Genomic DNA, 20,086 nt, shown 5'->3' on the forward strand with positions numbered 1-20,086 from the left:
TGTCGGGTTTGAAATCGAAAAATCTGAATCTATATATTCACAAAAATCTAACATTTTAAAAGATTAATTAAAAGCTATTTTTAAGTACTTTCGTAGTTACTAAATTTAATACATGAAAATAGCAATAGTTTGTTATCCGACATTTGGAGGTAGTGGTGTAGTTGCAACTGAATTAGGCCTTGAATTAGCCAGACGCGGACACGAAATCCATTTTATTACCTACAGTCAGCCGGTACGGTTGGCACTTTTAAATCCTAATGTTCATTATCACGAAGTAAACGTTCCTGAATATCCTCTTTTCCACTATCAGCCTTACGAGTTGGCGCTGTCAAGCAAATTGGTTGATATGGTGAAATTATATAAAATTGAAGTACTTCATGTGCATTATGCCATCCCTCACGCGTATGCGGGTTATATGGCGAAGCAAATGTTGAAAAATGAAGGAATTAATCTTCCAATGATCACTACGCTTCACGGAACTGATATTACGTTGGTTGGGAATCACCCATTTTATAAGCCTGCCGTGACCTTTAGTATCAATAAATCAGACTATGTGACTTCGGTTTCCCAAAGTTTGAAAGACGATACCTTGAAATTATTCAATATCAAGAATAAGATTAGAGTGATCCCGAATTTTATAGAACTGGATAAGATTAAAAAAGACCCTCAGGTACCTTGTCATCGTTATGTGATGGCGAAGGAAGACGAACGTATTATTACGCATATCAGTAACTTTAGAAAGGTGAAAAGAATACCGGATATTATTAAGATTTTCTATAATATTCAGAAAGAAATCCCGGCGAAACTGATGATGGTGGGGGATGGTCCTGAGAAAGAAAAAGCAGAAGTTTTATGTATGGAACTTGGCATTTACGACAAAGTGATTTTCTTTGGAAACAGTAATGAGATTGATAAAATCTTGTGTTTTACTGATTTGTTCCTGCTTCCATCAGAAACCGAAAGTTTTGGTTTGGCAGCTTTAGAAGCAATGTCAAGTGGAGTTCCCGTAATTTCGAGTAACTCAGGAGGTTTGCCGGAAGTTAATTTTGACGGATTTTCAGGTTATTTGAGTAATGTGGGTAATGTGGAAGAAATGGCCGCTAATGCAATCAAAATACTAAAAGATGATGATGTTTTAAATCAGTTTAAAGCAAATGCATTAGAAGTTGCCAAAAAATTTGACATCAAAACGATATTGCCTCAGTACGAAGCTTTGTATCAAAAAGCAATTAATGATTATAAACACGAAAAGCAGTAATCTTATAAAATTAACATAAATGAAAAAAGTAATTTCGATTCTGGTAATTTTAGTTTTGGTTTCTTGTGGAGTCCAAAAAACATCAGACGGGACTTCTAAAGTGCTGTATGAGGTGCTGACAGAGCAGTCTGACGGAGGTGGTAACATTAAATTTTTTGAAATTTTGACGGAGCCAAACGAAATCAAAATGTTAGAAAGCGATCCTCATCTGAAAGCAAAAATGAAACAGGATGATATCAATAACTCCAATTATGTGATCCTGAATATGGGAGAAAAGAATACCGGAGGCTATTCAATTGGTATTGAAAAAGTAGAAGAAACGGATAAAAACATCATCATAACCGTTAAAGAAAATAATCCGGCTGCAGATGCTATGGTGATGCAGGTTATTACGTATCCGTATACGGTAATCAAAGTGCACTCTAAGAAAGAGATTATTGTGAAGTAATTTTGAGTTATGAGTTGTGAGTTATAGCGTGTCAGGCTGAGCGTAGTCGAAGCCCTACCGCAAAGCTTCGACTACGCTCAGCCTGACAGTCGTTTTCGGCCTGACGGCCGTTTTTTCACTGTAAACATAAAAAAAACCTGTCGTTTGATTCGACAGGTTTTTTTTTATAACTATTTTTTAGTTGTATTTAGAATCTGAATTTTACGCCTAAACCAACGTCAAATCCAAAATTGTCATCGTCATAATATCCTGAACCAATTTCTGGTCTTGCATCTAATGACAAGGTAATTGGTGCTTCTTTAAATCTGTATTCGATACCAATATCTCCGGCTGCAAAAACATACGTTCCGTTATCTTTGTATCTGTTGTTGTTTGTATAATAGTCGTGGTTCCAGGTAGCAAGACCTCCACCAACACCAGCGTACCAGTTAAATCCTCCATCAATATTCCAAACCCATTGGTAAAGTGCTACTCCTTTGATCGCATCAACATCACTGCTGTTTCTCCAGCCTAAATCAAACTCCAGTCTGTTTTTTTGGTTTAATCCTAACTGATAAGATACTTCTCCGCCAAAACCGTTATTATCTCCTAAACGGATACCCAAGGCATGTTTTGAAATTTCTTGTGATTGTGCCGTAAATGCTAATCCTAATAGCATAAGGGCAGATAAAATGATTCTTTTCATAAAAATGGTTATTAATTTACGTCAAATGTAAGGGGTGTTATAATTTCCAAACGTATAGGATTATTGAAAATTGTTATATAATTCACATTTCCGCAAAGAACCAATATGAAGTGTAGAGTAGTTTTATCTGCTATAGGCTAGCGTGTTTAAAGGTTATTTTTTTAGGATAATAGAGGAAATTAGCTGAGAGCTTAGCGTGTCTTCCATTTCAAAGAGATTTTCTTCTTCGGTAAAATTGCTTTCGGCATACGAATATAATTTCCATCGTTTTTTATGGTACTCTAGAGCCGTGAGGTTTTCAACCCAATCCCCGGAATTGAGGTATAAAGTCGATCCGTGTTTGTTCTCTTTGGTAATGATTTTCGGTTCGTGAATGTGCCCGCAAATTACATAATCGTATTTTTTTTCAATGGCCAGATCGGTAGCTGTGGTTTCAAAGTCAGAGATGAATTTTACCGCCTTTTTAACGCTTGCTTTTATCTTTTTTGAAAAGGAGTAAGGTTCACGTCCTAATTTGGCCAGACACCAGTTGGCAAATCGATTGGTTAGAATCAGATAATCATATCCTAATCCGCCTAACTTAGCGATCCATTTAGAGTGCTGAACTGAGGCGTCAAATACGTCTCCGTGAAAAATCCATGCTTTTTTATCGTCCAGTTCCAGAACTAATTTATCGACCAATGCAAAATTCCCCATGTGCATATCGCTGAACTTTCGCAGAATCTCATCGTGATTTCCGGTAATGTAATACACTTTTGTACCCTTAGAAGCCATGCCAATAACGCGCTGAATGACTCTTAAATGCGATTTTGGAAAGTATGATTTTCTAAACTGCCAGGCGTCAATAATGTCGCCATTCAGGACTAATGTTTTAGGTTTAATGCTTGATAGGTAGTTGTTTAGTTCTTTAGCGTGACTTCCGTAAGTTCCCAAATGGACATCCGATAGAATGACCAATTCGACATTTCGTTTTTTCAATTTTTCTTTTTTTGAAGTTTGACAAATAAAAGAAAATTCGGTAGGATAAATTTTATCAAAAGGTTATCAAATTAGCGACAATTTTAAATAATTGTGATTTTTAATCTCGTTAACCTTTACTTAATAATACCAATTTTAAATTTTTTAATTTAATTCATAAAACTTACATTTGCTCAAAACAAACTACAATGGCAGGAAATAGCTACGGCACCCTATATAAAGTTACAACATTTGGAGAATCTCATGGTGAAGCTTTAGGCGGAATTATAGATGGTTGTCCATCTGGAATTGAACTTGATTTAGATGCAATTGAAGTTGAAATGTCCCGAAGAAAGCCCGGACAGTCAGCAATTGTAACACAACGTAAGGAGCCGGATGCGGTTCAGTTTTTATCAGGTATTTTTGAAGGTAAAACAACAGGAACACCAATTGGTTTTATTATTCCGAACACCAATCAAAAATCGGATGATTACTCCCATATAAAAGACAATTACAGACCTAGTCATGCCGATTATGTGTACGACCAAAAATACGGTTTTCGTGACTATCATGGTGGCGGAAGAAGCTCTGCAAGAGAAACTGCGAGCAGAGTAGTGGCTGGTGCGATTGCCAAACAAATGCTTCCTGAAATAAAAATTAACGCCTATGTTTCTTCGGTTGGTCCAATTCATTTGGATACGCCTTATCAGGAGTTAGATTTTTCTAAAATAGAAAGTAATCCTGTTCGTTGTCCGGATGAAAAATCGGCTGCGATTATGGAAGAATACATTCGCGATATCCGCAAACAGGGGGATACCGTTGGAGGTGTGGTTTCGTGTGTCGTTCAAAATGTTCCGGTAGGTTTAGGAGAGCCGGTTTTTGACAAATTGCACGCTGAATTAGGAAAAGCAATGCTTTCGATCAATGCGGTAAAAGGTTTTGAATACGGCAGCGGATTTTCGGGTTCTGAAATGAAAGGAAGTGAACATAACGATTTATACAATCCTGACGGAACAACAAAAACAAACCTTTCAGGAGGAATTCAGGGCGGAATCAGTAACGGGATGGATATTTATTTCAGAGTAGCCTTTAAACCAGTTGCGACTATCATGCAGACTCAGGATTCGTTAGATAACAAAGGAAATATTACACCAATGACCGGTAAAGGCCGTCATGATCCGTGTGTAGTACCTCGTGCTGTACCAATTGTTGAAGCAATGGCAGCGATTGTTTTGGCTGATTTTTATTTAATCAACAAAACCTATTAGTAAAAGTTAGGACATGAGGGTCTTAGTTTTTTAATTTAAAACAAACAAATTAATGCAAGTTACAGAAACTAAAAAGAAGCCTTTTCTAAAAGGATTAACAGGGCAAATTATAGTTGCAATGGTTCTTGGAGCCACTTTGGGAATTATTTTGCACAATTCGATTTCGCCTGAAGCAGCACAGTCTTTTAGCAATAAAATAAAAATGCTTGCCACGATCTTTATCAGATTGGTACAAATGATTATCTCTCCTTTGGTATTTACCACTTTAGTAGTGGGTATTGCTAAACTTGGAGATATTAAAACGGTGGGTAGAATTGGTGGAAAAGCGCTTGGATGGTTTTTTACTGCTTCCTTTATATCCTTGTTGATCGGATTGTTTTATGTAAACATTCTGGAGCCGGGTGTAGGTTTGAAACTGGATCATGTGGATATGGCTGCAGCTTCAGAAGTAACAGCCAAAACAAAAACATTATCGGTTGAGAATTTTGTGGAACACATCGTTCCTAAAAGTATTTTCGAAGCAATGGCGACCAACGAAATTTTACAGATTGTTGTATTTTCAATCTTCTTCGGATTAGCTGGTGCCTCTTTGGGAAGTACCGTAAAACCGGTAATCAATGCCTTAGACAAGACTTCGCATATCGTTTTAAAAATGGTAAACTATGTAATGAACTTCGCTCCAATTGGAGTTTTTGGAGCCATTGCGGGAGTATTTGCGATCAGAGATGCGGAAGAACTGGTGATTACTTATTTTAAATTCTTCGGATCGTTTTTAGTCGGAATCGGTACTTTGTGGGTGGTTTTAGTTGCAGTAGGGTATATTTTCTTAAAAGGAAGAATGACAGAGCTTTTAAAACGTATTACAGGGCCTTTGGCGATTGCTTTTGGTACAACGAGTAGTGAGGCTGTTTTTCCAAAATTAACGGAGGAATTGGAAGATTTTGGTGTGAAAGATAAAATTGTAGCATTCATGTTACCGCTTGGATACTCGTTTAACCTCGATGGTAGTATGATGTATATGACTTTTGCGAGTATTTTTATTGCTCAGTTTTATGGCGTACACCTGGATTTAGGAACTCAAATGGTAATGCTTTTGGTTTTAATGTTAACCAGTAAAGGTATTGCGGGTGTACCACGTGCAAGTTTGGTTGTAGTAGCGGCTACTTGCGGTATGTTTGATATTCCGGTTGAAGGAATTGCATTAATCCTGCCAATTGATCATTTTTGTGATATGTTCAGAAGTGCTACAAACGTTTTAGGAAATGCTTTGGCAACATCGGTTGTTGGGCAATGGGAGGATGATAAAGACACTGAAATTTCTTCGGAAAACGTATAATTAATTTTAGTATAGTAGGAAAAAACATCAATTCTTGTTAAAGTTTCAATAAAAAAGAAGCTGTATTTTTATAGGAAATACAGCTTCTTTTTATTTTTAATGTATATTTGATGAAATTAGCCTATTTATGCCCCGAATACGGATTTTTTTATTGTTGCTGATATGTCTGAATTGTTTTACCAATTCCGCTGCCGCACAATCCGAAACGATATCGGAAGCAAGGACCAATAAACTGGTCAAAGAGGCCTGGGAAGACTACAAGAAATCGAATTTTGAAAAATCACTCATCACTTCCCGCAAAGCATTAAACTATGCTACCGCCTCAAAAAATGATAATTTAATAGCAAAATCGTATAAAATAATTGCCGGGAATTACAATGAATTGTCGGAATTTGATAAAGCTATTTTCTTCTATAACAAAGGATTGTTCTACGCTAACCGCACCGATAATGATTCCTTAAAATACAGCCTTCATAATAATCTTGGTAATATTTATTGTTTCGAAAAGAAGCAATTCAACAAGGGAATTAATTATTATAAAAAATCCATCGCCTACAGCTTAAAATTAAATGAGATGTCGCAGGTCTATTTTACAAACGTAAATATAGCCTGGGCCTATTTTGATATTGCAGAGTTTAAGGCGGGCTACCCGTTTTTGAAGTTTGTAAACAGCAACAAAAGCAAATATGGAGATGAGTCGACAGAGATCGTTGTAAACATGTTAAACGGCATGTATGCGAGTTATAGTAACGAATACGATCTGGCCAATACTTTTTTTCTGAAAGCCATTCAGGCGGGTAAAAACAGTGAAGAAAAATCCGATCTGTCCTATGCGCATCAGGAATATTCTAAGTTTTTAAGTAAAATTGGAAGACACAAAGAAGCTTATGAGAATCTGGCTTCCTATAATGCTATAACGGCAGAATTGTACAATGAGGAAAAACTCAAAAAAGCTTCAATTGCGGGTTTTAATTTAGAATTAGACGAGTATAAAAGACAGATTGATAAGATTGAAAGCGAGAAAGATTCTCAATATCAAAGCCTTAAAAAGTCAAGAATTATTGTCGTCTTATTTGTACTGATTTCGCTGATTCTTTTAATTCTTATTATTACTTTAGTAAAAAACATCAGGTTTAAGAAAAAGCACAATGCCGAGCTTTTACGGGCAAAAGAAATTGCAGAGGAAGCCTCATTGCTCAAAACTCAGTTTATTTCGACCATAAGTCATGAACTCCGCACCCCGTTGTATGGCGTGGTGGGAATAACCAATATGCTGCTGGAAGAACACAAAGAACTGTCGAGAAGCCAGCATTTGAGTTCGTTGAAATTTTCGGCCAGGTATTTACTGTCGCTCGTAAATGATATTCTTCAGATTAATAAAATTGAGGAAAACAAAGTGATACTGGAGAATTTGACCTTCAATATTTCGGATGAAATTATGATGATCAAAAATTCACTCTCTTTTTTGGGGCAAAAAAACAATAATAAAATTACAGTTTCTATAGATCCCTGTATTCCGGAGTACCTCATTGGCGATAAGTTAAGGCTTGCTCAGATTTTGATGAACTTAGTCAGTAATGCGCTGAAATTTACCAAAGATGGGAAAGTCGAAATAATAGTAAAGCTTAACCGGTCGGAGGAAAAAATGTACTTTTTGGACTTTTTAATAAAAGACAATGGGGTTGGAATTGCAATTGTGGATCAGGGCAAAATTTTTGAAAAATTTGTACAGGTTGGCAGAAAAGATGAAGACTATCAGGGAACAGGCTTGGGACTGAGTATTGTAAAACGATTGTTGGGGCTTTTTGGAAGTACAATTGCACTGAAGAGTGAGATTGGTATGGGAACATCCTTTACGTTTACAATTCCTTTTGAGTTTGATCCTCAAAAAACAAAACAAATTATTGACGAAATAGAAGTGGATTTGAGTTCAAACGAAGTATATAAAATTTTAATTGTAGAAGATAATCTCATTAATCAGCTGGTGACCAAAAAGATTATCGAAAAACACAATTACATCTGCAAAGTAGTTGATGACGGTTTCTCGGCTCTGAAGATACTGGAGGACGAGAGTTTTGACCTGATTTTAATGGACATCAATATGCCTTTGATGAATGGGTTTGAAACGACCAAAAGAATTCGTTTGAGTGGGCTTAAAACGCCTATAGTAGCACTAACAGCCTTTGATAAGGATGAGATTACAGACGAGGCCATTTCGTCGGGAATAAACGATATTATTATTAAGCCGTTTGAACCTGTAAGGCTTTTTAAAATTATGAATTACTTAATATTGGAAGCAAAAAACGCCGGTTAGTACCAGCGTTTTTTGTTTTGCTTAGAAGCATTTGATTTTCTCGATTTATGAGCACCACCGCTTTGGTTCGAGTTTTTAGGCTTCTCTTCCGTTGCTTCCGGACTTCCGGAGTGCCATGGGTAAGGGTGATCTGTAATCGTTTTTACATCTACCTTTATTAATTTTTGAATGTCTTTCCAGTAAGGCTGCTCGTCTTTACCACAAAACGAAATGGCAATTCCTCCGTTTCCTGCACGTCCGGTACGCCCGATACGGTGTACATAAGTTTCCGGGATATTTGGTAAATCAAAGTTGATTACAAATGGCAACTGGTCAATGTCGATTCCTCTTGCGGCAATATCTGTCGCAACAAGAACACCAACTTCTTTGTTTTTAAAAGCATCCAAAACACGTTGTCTTGCATTTTGAGATTTATCTCCGTGAATCGCTTCAGCTGGAATGTCTTTTTTGCGAAGCGCTTTAACCACATTATCAGCACCATGTTTGGTTCTTGAAAAAACCAGTACATTGGATAGATTTTCATTTTTGATCAAATGATACAGTAAGTTTCTTTTCTCTGTTTTTTCTACAAAATAAATGCGTTGTTCAACGGTTTCTGCTGTAGATGAAACTGGTGAAACTTCTACTTTCGCAGGATCCTTTAAAAACATTTCGGCCAGTTCGCGAATCGCAATCGGCATAGTAGCCGAGAACAATAAAGTCTGTCTGTTTTTAGGAGTAAGTTTTACAATTTTTTTCACGTCATTGATAAAACCCATATCCAGCATCTGATCGGCTTCGTCTAACACCAAAGTGTGTAAATGATCCAGATCCAGAAATCCCTGTTTGTGTAAATCAAGTAATCGGCCCGGAGTAGCAACTAAAATGTCAACTCCATTTTTTAGCGTATCTACCTGCGGATTTTGCGAAACTCCTCCAAAAATGGTCAATTGCGTTAAGTTGGTATATTTGGCATAAGTATCAAAACTTTGTCCAATCTGAACCGCTAATTCACGTGTAGGAGTAACTATAAGGGCGCGAATTTGTTTGGCTTTTTTAGAAGAACCTACAATTCGGTGTAACTGATGTATGATTGGAATAGCAAATGCTGCTGTTTTTCCTGTACCTGTTTGTGCGCAACCAATTAAATCCCTTCCCGATAAAACGATCGGAATAGATTGTTCCTGAATAGGAGTGGGGTTTAGGTAGCCTTCTTCAAATACGGCTTTTTGTATACTTTTTGAGAGTGATAGATCTTCGAATAACATATCTTACATATTAAGAATTTAGTTTTAAGTACTAAAATTCTGTGCAAAGATAGGTTTATTCGGTTAATCCTTTATTTGAATATCATTTTATTTGGCAAATGCCTTAATTTTCAACAGCTGTACTTGCTGCTTTGACTAGATTTTTTCGTTATTCGCTTTGATGAAATCCGTTACCAAATACCCTATAAGCTTACCAATTAGATTGTTGTTTGGAGAGTCGGCTAAATCCGGAGCACCTTCGCAAATATGCAGATAAGCGGCATTTTTATGCTGTCCGAAAAAGGAAATAAACTGACGCAATTCTTCCACCGAAAAACCACTGATGGTCATGGCACTGCTCGCAATATTAGGAATAGCATCCAGATCAATTTCGATCCCGAAAGAATCGGTTCTGATGAATTCCAGTGCTAAAGCCATTTCCCTGTCAAAATCCTTTTCCTTGCGGATTTTTACACTGTCGTAGGTATTGTAACGAACGCGGTCTTCGAGTTTTTTGATGATGTCTAAAACACTTTTGGAAGTGTAGTTTTCGTGCAGACCAAAAATGAAATATTTTTTTAAGAAACCTTCTTCATATGCATAAGAAAAACCATTACCGCTGTGACGGCCTTCAAGGATTCTAAAATCAGAGTGCGCATCAAAATTAATAGCATTGATTGGTTTTCCTTTGGCTAAAGCCGATCCTTTTATGTTTCCGTAGGCATTATTATGTCCGCCCCCAATAATGATTGGCGTTTTGCCCGCTTTTATGATCGTAAAAATAATATGCGAAACTTCTTTGTCAATTTTTTCTACCAACTGACTAAGTTTAGACCTGTCGTCGATATCATTAAAATCAAGATTTTCGACATCGCGCATTTCCTGAGCGACATCCAATTGTCCTAAAACCAAAATCTGACTGCCTTTAGAGAAACGATTGTGCTGAATGTTGGCAATGCTTTTTATCGCACTTTCCCATGCCGATGCTGCTCCGGGTCTGCCGTAATTGGCACGTACCCCAATATCTTCAGGTATCCCAAAAAGCACATATTTGGCCTCGCTTTCTTTTAGAAAATTGATCTTATCAGCCCCTTTGGGTATGATGACCATTTTTTCTCCGAATTTTATTTCACCACTTCTGTGATTGGTGATTTTTGCCAAATCGTTAACAGTAAAAGGAATTAGTTTCTCCATGAAAAAAAAATATTTTCCAAAAATAATATAATTGTGGCAACTTACGTTATTACCTTATATTAATTCTTAAATTTGTTTTAAAGAAAATTTTTTAAATATGGAAAACCCAAAGAACAACAACTCAAGTCTAAAAGCGGTAATCGCAGTTTTAGCAGTCCTACTGATTGGTAGCTTAGTGTATATTTTTAAATTATCATCTGATACAGATGTAGTTAAGACTGAACTTACTACGACGATGACAGAAAAAGAATCTGTTATGAAAGATTTACAGGAATTGAAATCAACTTATGATGCTGCAATTGCTGAAAACACTTCAATGTCTGATGAGTTAATTCAGGAAAGAGATAAAGTAGTAGCTCTAATGGATGATTTAAATAAATCTAAAGGAGATGTATCTAAATACAGATCACAAGTTCAGGCAATGCAAGGTAAAATGAAAACTTTAGTTGCTGAAAACGATGAGTTGAAAAAACAAAATGGTGTTTTAACAGTTCAAAGAGACAGTACAATTGTAGTTTTAGGAGAATCTAAAAAGTACAATGAAGTTTTAGTTGGTCAAAACGAAGAGTTGGCTAAAACAGTTGAAAAAGGAGCTAAATTATCTGTATTAAATACAAAAACGATCGCTTACAAAGTAAAAGGTTCAGGGAAACAAATCGAAACCGATAAAGCAAGCCGTGCCGATGTTTTGAAAGTAAGTTTTACTATTGCTGAAAATCAAATCGCTAAATCAGGAGATAAAACGTATTATGTACAAGTTATCGATTCTAAAAACAATGTTTTAGGAGAAAAGAAAACAGAAAGTTTTGGAGATAATACTTTAACGTATAGCTTTAAAACGACTGTTAGATATGAAAACAAAACAGTAAACGTTTCAGAAGATTTAATTGGTAAAGATTTTGAAAAAGGTACTTACTTTATTAATGTTTTTGATAATGACGAATTGGTTTCTAAAACTAGTTTCAGCTTAAGATAATACCGAGCCGTTTAGGACAAATACCACTAAAATAAAAAAGGTCTGTGATTTTCACAGACCTTTTTTTATGCTTTATTATTTAAGAATTTTTCCTTCAAGAAAAACGCTTTCGATTAAATTACTGCCAAAAGCGTATGGAATTTGATAGTAAGATGAAATCGGTTTTGTTAGAATTAAATTGGCTTTTTTGCCTTTGGTAATACTTCCGTGTGTTTCCGAAAGGTCCATGGCATAAGCGCCATTTATAGTAGCGGCATTTATAGCTTCTTCGGGAGTCATTTTCATTTTGATACAAGCCGTTGCTACTACAAAATTCATATTTCCGGATGGAGTAGAACCAGGGTTAAAATCGGTAGCCAGAGCAATTGGTAGGCCTGCTTTGATCATTTCGCGGGCAGGAGTATAAGGAATGCTTAAAAAATAAGAACAGGACGGCAATGCGACAGGCATTGTTTCGGTGTTTTTTAAAGCTTCAATGTCTTCCGGGTTCATAATTTCGAGATGATCAACAGAAAGGGCTTTGTATTTGATTCCTGCCTGTATACCGCCAATAGAATTGAACTGGTTGACATGAATTTTTGGCTTCAGACCATATTGTATTCCCGCTTCCATGATTTTTTCGGTTTCTTCAACAGAAAAATATCCGGTTTCGCAAAAGGCATCCACATAATCGGCCAGTTTGTTTTGGGCAATTTCGGGCAGCATTTTGGTGATGATTTCATCGATATAACCTGCTTTGTTTTCTTTGTAATGTAAAGGAAAAGCATGTGCGCCCAGAAAAGTAGCTTTTATAGCAATAGGATAATTTTGGGCAAGTTTCTGAATGACGCGTAGCATTTTTAATTCACCTTCGATCGTAAGTCCGTAACCGGATTTTATTTCTACGGCGCCTGTTCCTAAATGCATGACTTCTTCTAAACGAAGTTTCGATTGCTCGTAGATCTCTTCTTCTGAAGTTTCGTTGAGTTTTTTGGCCGAGTTTAGAATTCCGCCACCACGGTTCGCAATTTCCTCATATGAAAATCCGTTAATTCGGTCTACAAACTCCTGTTCGCGGTTTCCTGCATATACAATGTGTGTATGGCTGTCGCACCAGGTAGGCATTACCATTCGTCCGGTAGCATCAATTGTTAAATCGGCATGAGCTTCAGGAAGGTTTTCCATCAGACCATAATCCTGAATAAGATCGTCTTTTAGAATTAAATAGGCATTTTTCAGCGTTGGAAGTATGGCCATTTCTGCTCCCGAAACCTTAGCGATTGAAGTTTCGCGAACCTGAAGTAATTCTTTGATGTTTGTTATAAGAGTTGTCATTGTTGGTATTGTTGTAAAACACAAATTTGCTTCGCCTGTTCCCTTTGGTCAAGTTGCGAATTTTTACGCTGAATGAAATTTGTGTTTTAAGTAATTTGTGTTTGTTTATTCTGAAACGGTTATTTCGAACATTTTGCTCCAGTTTTTACCGGTAACAAAAATAGTTTTGGTTTTTGGGTTGTAAGCGATTCCGTTTAAAACATCGTCTTTGGTCACATCGCTCATCAGTTTGCGTAATCCTGACATGTCCAGAATCCCTTCTACAGCTCCCGAAGTAGGGTTGACCACTGCAATTGCATCTTTGAACCATACATTGGTGTAGATTTTTCCGTCAATCCATTCCAATTCATTAATGGCTTTAATTTTTGAAGTTCCCGAGTAAACGTTGATGTAATCGATCATTTTTTGAGTTGCCGGATCCATTTTCCAGATTTTTTCTGTCTTATCGGTTTGGTAGATGTATTTCCCGTCATTGGTCATTCCCCAGCCTTCGATGTCTTTTTCATAAGCAAAAGTTTTTTCCAGTTTCAAAGTGTTGGCATTGTAGATAAAACCGGTTTTGTTTTGCCAGGTCAGCTGGAATAATTTGCCATTAATAAAAGTAATTCCTTCACCAAAATACTTTTTGTCTAAATCGACTTGTTTGAAAACTTTTCCGGTCTTGTAATCGTATTTTCTTAAGTAAGAAGCGCCTTCCTGCCCAGTGCTCTCGTATAAAGTGTCTTTATAAAATTCTAATCCTTCCGTAAAAGCTTGTTTGTCGTGAGCGTAGGTATTGATTATTTTGTATTTTAATAATTTAGGCTCAATATTCGAAACCAGCTCAACACGTTTGGTAGCATCAGAGGAGTCTGATCCAAAATAAACGGTCGCTTTTAAATATTGGTATCCTAATTTTTGATCTTTTAATTCAAATTTGAATTTTTCAGCACCTTTAGTGCTTCCCACTTTTTTATCGTTTATGAAGTAGGCAATGCTGTCGATTTCTTTAGAATTTGGGTTCAAAATGCCGATCGAAATGGCTTCCTGAGGCAAAAAATGAGCCGGAAAAGCAGAATCATCGATGGTGAATAAAGAATTTTCACCTTTTTTTGTATCTCCACATCCAATTAATGTGATTCCTAATAAAATGACAGTTAGGAAGTTATATTTTTTCATAGTTTAAAATTTGAATAAGCCAATATACGATGATATTTTTATAGCAACAAAGGTCTTGCAAAAATATAAAAAGATTGTATATTTGCACCGGCAAGTCCTACACGACCAGCTCCTGCAGACTCCCCCAGGATGGGAACATAGCAAGGGTACGTGGTTGAGCGGTGCGATGTAGGTCGCTTGCCATTTTTTTTTTTTTTGTAGTCCCGATGTTTCGGGATTTTTTTTTAGAATTAATTTAAAAGTAGTCTTCCTTATGGAGGATTTTTTTATTTTTGACCTTTTTGTAAAATGTAAAATGTTGCTTGTAAGATGTAAGATGTTTTAGGGAAGAAGATTTTTGTATTGCAGAAATTCTATTTATAAACAAGTACATTTAACAATCATAATTAAAAGTCTGCGTCTAGTATATTTTATCTCACAGACAACATTTCACATAAAACATCTCACAAATAACATTTCACATCTAACATAAAGCACACAATGAGTAAAGTTGTTTTAATTACCGGAGGATCTTCAGGAATTGGGAAGTCAATTGGAGAGTTCTTGCATCAAAAAGGTTTCGTAGTATACGGAACGAGCCGAAATCCTGAAAAGGTACAGCATTCAGTTTTTCCATTAGTTGCTTTAGATGTTCGCAATGCCGATTCTATAAAATCGGCAGTAGCAGAGGTTATTGCTACTTCGGGAAGGCTTGACGTTGTTATCAATAATGCGGGTGTTGGGATTACCGGACCTCTGGAAGAAATTCCGACTGCGGAAATCAAAAATAATTTTGAAACCAATTTTTTCGGACCCATCGAAGTAATGAAAGCTGTTTTACCTCAAATGAGGGAACAAAAATCGGGTTTGATTATTAATATCACTTCAATCGCAGGTTATATGGGATTGCCTTATCGCAGTGTTTATTCGGCTTCAAAAGGGGCTTTGGAATTGATTACGGAGGCTTTGCGTATGGAGGTGAAGTCATTTGGAATTGATATTACCAATGTGGCACCGGGAGATTTTGCAACCAATATTGCAGCAGGCCGTTACCACGCACCGGTTGTAAAAGGTTCGGCTTATGAAAAAGTGTACGGTGATATTCTTTCTACGATGAACGAGCATGTTGATGCAGGAGGGAATCCAAATGAAATGGCGGAAGCAGTTTATAAAATCATCCAACAGGAAAAACCAAAAGTGCATTACAAAGTAGGTGCTTTTATGCAGAAGTTTTCGATTGTTTTAAAGCGTGCACTTCCGGATAAAGTTTACGAAAAAATGCTGATGAATCATTATAAGTTGTAATTTTGCACGAAATTTTTAAACACACAATTAAATATAAATAGATTATGAAATTTTTTATTGACACGGCTAACTTAGCTCAGATTAAAGAAGCACAGGCTTTAGGCGTTTTGGATGGTGTAACGACTAACCCATCATTGATGGCTAAAGAAGGAATTACTGGAAAAGACAACATTTTAAAGCATTATGTTGACATCTGTAATTTGGTTGAAGGAGATGTAAGTGCTGAAGTAAATGCGCTTGATTTTGACGGAATGATTAAAGAAGGTGAGGAGCTGGCTGAATTGCATGATCAAATCGTGGTGAAATTGCCTATGACAAAAGAAGGTGTTATGGCTGCAAAATATTTCTCTGATAAAGGAATTAAAACAAATGTAACGCTTGTGTTTTCAGTTGGACAGGCTATTTTGGCTGCAAAAGCAGGAGCAACTTATGTGTCTCCGTTTGTAGGTCGTTTAGATGACGTTTCGACTGACGGATTGAATCTGATCGAAGAAATTAGATTGGTATATGATAACTACGGTTACGAAACTCAAATTTTAGCAGCTTCTGTACGTCACACGATGCACATTGTAAACTGTGCTAAAATTGGTGCTGATGTAATGACAGGACCTCTTTCTGCAATTTACGGATTGTTGAAACACCCATTAACAGATATCGGATTGGCTCAGTTTGTAGCTGATTTTGAAAAAGGAAACAAGTAGTCCTTAGTTATAAAATTAAAAACGCCATTTTTCAATAGCAAGATGGCGTTTTTTTTGTTTTATATAAACCCGACAGGTTTCAAAAACCTGTCGGGTTTGTTGTAATTAGTATAAAAAAAACAAATCTCAAATTCCAAATTCCAAGCGCTTAAAGGTTTGGAATTTGAGATTTGGAATTTAAATTTTATCCAGGTTTAGTGACCTCCGCCACCACCTTCAACATGGTTGATTCCTTGTCTTTTTAAAATCTTAGGGCAATAGAAACCGTAGAATCCTAAATAAGCAAAACCAATTAGAGGAACGATATAAGAGAAGTGTGTCCATGTAATTCCGAAAATTCCATTTGGACTTGTAAGGTCGATATCACAGATGCTTCCCTGAATTAAAGGAATAATTCCTCCTCCAAGAATCATCATGATTAAGAATGAAGACGCTTTTCCAGTGTTTTTTCCTAAACCTGCAATGGCTAAGTCGAAGATAGACGGCCACATGATAGACAAGAATAAACCTCCTGAGATGAAGAAGAATTTAGCAATTTGCGGATCCGGGCAAACCAATCCGGCAAACATCATTAATGCACCTGATATTCCGAAAAGCATTAGTGTTTTTCCGGCATTTTTACCTCCAACAAAACTCACTGCGATAAACAATAAGATCCAGATTGGGTAGATATAAAAGGAAGAAACATCGTGTGCAGCAAAAAGGTTAGCGCCAATAATTACTCCAAATGCTATAGCCGGTACGATGAATTTAAGTGCTGTGTTTACTAAGTTAGAAGTATTGAAAACGTTAACTCCACCATTCCAACGGCCAATCATTAAACTTCCCCAGTAAAGGGCAATAAACGGAGCGATAGCATCCTCGAGGATGTTGCCAAATTCGGCTGTGTGTAATAAAGCAGGAAGGTTACTGATAATAGTTACTTCTGTACCTACGTAGATGAAGATCCCTAACATTCCAAGATAGAGTTGTGGATAATCTAAGATATTGAATTTTTCGTGTGCTACTTTAATTTCTTCTTCGTCTTCTTTTGCAGGATCTTCAATTTTAGAGAAGTTCATGAAAATGGCTACGACAATAAAAGCAAGTCCAAGAATAATAAAAGGCAGTTTGATATCTTCTAATGATAAGGCTGTTTTTTTGTTGTCTCCCATTCCGAACAAAGCGATTCCAAGTAAAATAGCCCCAATAGTAGTTCCGAAAGAGTTGATTCCACCTGCTAAAGTCAAACGGTGTGCACCTGTTGCAGGGCTTCCCATTTTAATTGCAAGAGGGTTTGCTACGATTTGCTGGATTGAAAATCCTAAACCTACTGTAAATAAAGCTGTTAAAAAGAAAGGGAAACTTTCCATTGTTGCAGCCGGAATGAATAAAAATGAACCACAAGCAGATAATAGTAAACCGGCAGAAAGTGTTTTTTTGTATCCGAATTTTTGTAAAACATCTAATTTTAAAGATACCAGGAAGAAAATCAATGATCCTACGAAGTAAGCTGCATAAAAGGCCCAGGCTACTAATTGCGATTGCACTTGCGATAAGGTAAATACTTTCTTGAAAACTGGAATCAGGATATCATTGGCCGAACCAACAAAACCCCAAAAGAAGAAAACAATTATCAACGAGATAAACTGTCCCCATTTGGTTTGAACATTTTCTGAACTCATAATTTAAGAGGTTAATTTTTTATTTTATTGTTTTTTGAAGACCGTAAATATATTTGTTAAGTGTATCAAAAAAAAATAAAAAGCCACAAATAATGTTAAATTTAAACCAACGACGTGATTTTTTCAACAATGTGTTAATTTTTACCGAGTTAGAAAATCGATTTAGTAAGTTGAATTTATTCCAGAATTTTGTTTTTTACTTCTTTGCTGTAATTTCTTCCAATTGGAATGGTATAAGATTGTATCTGAATGCGGTTGCCCTCAATTGATTTTACTTTGTTGAGTGCGATTACATAGGATTTGTGGATGCGCAGGAACCGGTCGGCCGGTAATTCTTCAGACAATGAAGTTAGAGATTTATGAGTGATATAGGTTTTGTCTGAAGTCACCACTTTTATATATTCTTTCATTCCTTCCACAAACAAAATTTCTTCAATATTAATTTTCATCATTTTTTTATCGACTTTGATAAAAATATGAGAGTCTCCTTTGGCGGCTTCGACTTTAATATTGTTTTTTAAATTGTATTCGGTGGTGATTTTATTGATGCACTTTATAAATCTTGGAAGGGGAATAGGTTTTACTAAGTAATCGAGTACATCAAGATCGTAGCTTTCTGCGGCAAATTCTCTAAAGGCAGTTGTAATGATAACTTTGGTTTTGTTTTCGATCAAGCTAATAAGTTCAAATCCTGTCATCATAGGCATGTTAATGTCTAAGAATACAGCATCGACAGTAGTACTGTTTATAAAATCAAGCGCTTCCAGAGAATTATTAAATGTGCCAATTACCTCAAAATCTGTAAAATTGGTAAAATAATTTTGCAGGACTTTGATTGCTAAAGGCTCATCGTCAACCAACACGCATTTAATTTTCATTATCAAGAGGTATTTGCAAACGGATTATATAGTAATTTAATTTAGTTGTGTTTTTTAGACTGAAGTCATTTTTGTAAATCAGCTTTAATCTCTTTTTGGTATTCGCGAGACCAATTCCGCCTTTCGCATTAATATTTTGTGAAATTACAAAATTATTTAAGATTTCAAAGTCTAACATTTTATTGTCAATAACTTTACAATTGATTTTAATTTTTAGGTTATTATTGTTGACCCCACCGTGTTTAAAGGCATTTTCGACCAATGAAATAAAGAGTAACGGGGGTACGACAATATCCTCGATATTCGATTCTAAGTTGATGGTAACTTCAACATTCTCAAAGCGTAACTTCTCAATTTCGATATAATTTTGGATGTAATCAATCTCTTTAATTAAAGGAACAGATTTGGTTCCTTTTACATCATATAAAACATATTCCATCAAATTGGATAGTTTTATAATGACATCGGGAACTTTATCCGACGATTCAAGGGATAAAGCATACAGATTGTTGAGGGTGTTGAAAAAGAAATGCGGCTGAATCTGATTTTCAAGATATTTTAACTTTATCCTGAACTGATTTTCTCTTAAAGATCTGTTTCTTTCCCTTTCTCTCAACCAGGTTAAAGTAAGGTAGACAGAAGAAGCCATGGCAACCACATACAATTCACCAATACAGACCGCTAGTACGTGGTTGATGTCGAAAGTATGATATTCACGGTTCGCTTCGGGCCATATATTTTCAGATATAATATAATAGGTAAGACCGGTTTTTATTAAATAAACACCCAACAAGCTCAGGACCATCAAAAAAGTGTACTGAATGTATTTTTGTTTGAGTACGTAACGGGGTACCAGTACAAATAAATTGAAATAGACTAGTGGAATGTGTAACGAGAATTCGATCAGGTTCGATTTAAACGAATAAGGGTAATCATTAAAGTAAGCTCCCCATCTTAAAAAGTTAAGAGTAAAATAGCTGCCCCAAAACCAAACGTGGTTTTTAAGTTTGATGTCAAATTTTAATTTTCGTATCTCGTTCAACTTTTATTTAACAGTTTACAGGGCTTGATGCTCTGATTAATAATATTGTGCAACTTTAAACAATTACTTGCTAAAACGCAATTCTTTTAAAGAAAATTTTGAAAAAGAGAAATGTGTTGCTGTATTTTAAACGGATAACGTTTTCGTAAAGTATATTATGAAATATTGAGTGTCGTTCCTTTGTAATTGTGATTAAAATGTTAATGATTGTTAAACGATTGTACCTAAAAAGCTCTTTTTTTTGTGGTAAATATTTATTTTGTTATAAAATTTTATAGGATATTGCCTAGAAAACGTTTTCGAATCGCATATTATTGATTGTTTTATGTCGTTTGTTTAAAATTTTGTGCTGTTTGTATAAATTATTTTTTTTAACAATCCCT

General features: G+C 35.9%; 17 protein-coding genes and 1 other RNA gene. 9 read left to right on the forward strand and 9 right to left on the reverse strand.

The features are described 5' to 3' along the window. Positions 1-112: 112 nt before the first annotated feature. Positions 113-1,258, forward strand: a complete 1,146-nt coding sequence (gene bshA, locus ACN1CN_RS13140) for an N-acetyl-alpha-D-glucosaminyl L-malate synthase BshA (RefSeq protein WP_291287127.1) — start codon at positions 113-115, stop codon at positions 1,256-1,258. A gap of 19 nt (positions 1,259-1,277) precedes the next feature. Beyond that, on the forward strand, positions 1,278-1,706 hold the full coding sequence (locus ACN1CN_RS13145; protein WP_419135990.1) for a protease complex subunit PrcB family protein: 429 nt from the start codon (positions 1,278-1,280) through the stop codon (positions 1,704-1,706). A 187-nt stretch (positions 1,707-1,893) separates the two neighbouring features. Here ACN1CN_RS13145 and ACN1CN_RS13150 read toward each other — a convergent pair whose 3' ends face one another. Together ACN1CN_RS13150 and ACN1CN_RS13155 are read right to left on the reverse strand one after the other, a co-directional pair. Next, positions 1,894-2,391, reverse strand: a complete 498-nt coding sequence (locus ACN1CN_RS13150) for a hypothetical protein (RefSeq protein WP_264524589.1) — start codon at positions 2,389-2,391, stop codon at positions 1,894-1,896. A gap of 153 nt (positions 2,392-2,544) precedes the next feature. Further along, complete coding sequence (locus tag ACN1CN_RS13155) at positions 2,545-3,369, reverse strand: UDP-2,3-diacylglucosamine diphosphatase (protein ID WP_264524588.1); 825 nt, start codon at positions 3,367-3,369, stop codon at positions 2,545-2,547. Between the two features lie 188 nt (positions 3,370-3,557). Here ACN1CN_RS13155 and aroC point away from each other — a divergent pair, with 188 nt between their 5' ends. From aroC to ACN1CN_RS13170, 3 genes are all read left to right on the forward strand, one after another. Next, positions 3,558-4,616, forward strand: a complete 1,059-nt coding sequence (aroC, locus tag ACN1CN_RS13160) for a chorismate synthase (protein WP_419135991.1) — start codon at positions 3,558-3,560, stop codon at positions 4,614-4,616. Positions 4,617-4,668: 52 nt separating this feature from the next. Beyond that, positions 4,669-5,952: a dicarboxylate/amino acid:cation symporter gene (locus ACN1CN_RS13165; protein ID WP_264524586.1), complete on the forward strand. Its 1,284-nt coding sequence runs from the start codon at positions 4,669-4,671 to the stop codon at positions 5,950-5,952. A 127-nt stretch (positions 5,953-6,079) separates the two neighbouring features. Next, positions 6,080-8,266 carry a response regulator gene (locus tag ACN1CN_RS13170; protein WP_419135992.1) on the forward strand — a complete coding sequence of 729 codons (2,187 nt, stop codon included), beginning with the start codon at positions 6,080-6,082 and terminating at the stop codon, positions 8,264-8,266. Here the strand turns inward: ACN1CN_RS13170 and ACN1CN_RS13175 are convergent. After that, positions 8,263-9,513 carry a DEAD/DEAH box helicase gene (locus tag ACN1CN_RS13175; protein ID WP_419135993.1) on the reverse strand — a complete coding sequence of 417 codons (1,251 nt, stop codon included), beginning with the start codon at positions 9,511-9,513 and terminating at the stop codon, positions 8,263-8,265. The genes ACN1CN_RS13170 and ACN1CN_RS13175 overlap by 4 nt on opposite strands. 135 nt (positions 9,514-9,648) lie before the next feature. Continuing rightward, the gene (locus tag ACN1CN_RS13180; protein ID WP_264524583.1) at positions 9,649-10,686 is read right to left on the reverse strand and encodes a formimidoylglutamase; all 1,038 of its coding nucleotides are present in this window, start codon (positions 10,684-10,686) and stop codon (positions 9,649-9,651) included. A gap of 97 nt (positions 10,687-10,783) precedes the next feature. Here ACN1CN_RS13180 and ACN1CN_RS13185 point away from each other — a divergent pair, with 97 nt between their 5' ends. Then, entirely contained in the window at positions 10,784-11,662 is an 879-nt protein-coding gene (locus tag ACN1CN_RS13185; RefSeq protein ID WP_173968029.1) for a hypothetical protein, read from the forward strand. Between the two features lie 75 nt (positions 11,663-11,737). Here the strand turns inward: ACN1CN_RS13185 and hutI are convergent, their stop codons facing one another. Further along, on the reverse strand, positions 11,738-12,976 hold the full coding sequence (hutI, locus tag ACN1CN_RS13190; protein WP_419135994.1) for an imidazolonepropionase: 1,239 nt from the start codon (positions 12,974-12,976) through the stop codon (positions 11,738-11,740). Positions 12,977-13,081: 105 nt separating this feature from the next. Continuing rightward, positions 13,082-14,134 carry a glutaminyl-peptide cyclotransferase gene (locus tag ACN1CN_RS13195; protein ID WP_419135995.1) on the reverse strand — a complete coding sequence of 351 codons (1,053 nt, stop codon included), beginning with the start codon at positions 14,132-14,134 and terminating at the stop codon, positions 13,082-13,084. An 88-nt stretch (positions 14,135-14,222) separates the two neighbouring features. Here ACN1CN_RS13195 and ffs point away from each other — a divergent pair. The 3 genes from ffs to fsa all read left to right on the forward strand — a co-directional run bounded on the left by ffs (position 14,223) and on the right by fsa (position 16,119). Further along, an RNA gene (gene ffs, locus ACN1CN_RS13200) (signal recognition particle sRNA small type) lies at positions 14,223-14,320 on the forward strand. Positions 14,321-14,614: 294 nt separating this feature from the next. Further along, positions 14,615-15,418 (forward strand): SDR family oxidoreductase, encoded by an 804-nt coding sequence (locus ACN1CN_RS13205; RefSeq protein WP_419135996.1) that lies wholly within the window; start codon positions 14,615-14,617, stop codon positions 15,416-15,418. Positions 15,419-15,462: 44 nt separating this feature from the next. Further along, positions 15,463-16,119, forward strand: a complete 657-nt coding sequence (gene fsa, locus ACN1CN_RS13210) for a fructose-6-phosphate aldolase (protein WP_173968024.1) — start codon at positions 15,463-15,465, stop codon at positions 16,117-16,119. A gap of 194 nt (positions 16,120-16,313) precedes the next feature. On the opposite strand, the gene ACN1CN_RS13215 is transcribed toward fsa, so the two are convergent. From ACN1CN_RS13215 to ACN1CN_RS13225, 3 genes are all read right to left on the reverse strand, one after another. Further along, positions 16,314-17,783: an MFS transporter gene (locus ACN1CN_RS13215; RefSeq protein ID WP_419135997.1), complete on the reverse strand. Its 1,470-nt coding sequence runs from the start codon at positions 17,781-17,783 to the stop codon at positions 16,314-16,316. 176 nt (positions 17,784-17,959) lie between these two features. Then, the gene (locus tag ACN1CN_RS13220) at positions 17,960-18,661 is read right to left on the reverse strand and encodes a LytR/AlgR family response regulator transcription factor (protein WP_419135998.1); all 702 of its coding nucleotides are present in this window, start codon (positions 18,659-18,661) and stop codon (positions 17,960-17,962) included. Beyond that, positions 18,651-19,703, reverse strand: a complete 1,053-nt coding sequence (locus tag ACN1CN_RS13225; RefSeq protein WP_264524577.1) for a sensor histidine kinase — start codon at positions 19,701-19,703, stop codon at positions 18,651-18,653. The genes ACN1CN_RS13220 and ACN1CN_RS13225 overlap by 11 nt, the downstream gene beginning before the upstream one ends. Between the last annotated feature and the right edge of the window lie 383 nt (positions 19,704-20,086).

The organism is Flavobacterium sp. T12S277, assembly GCF_048514875.1.
Classification (GTDB): Bacteria; Bacteroidota; Bacteroidia; order Flavobacteriales; family Flavobacteriaceae; genus Flavobacterium.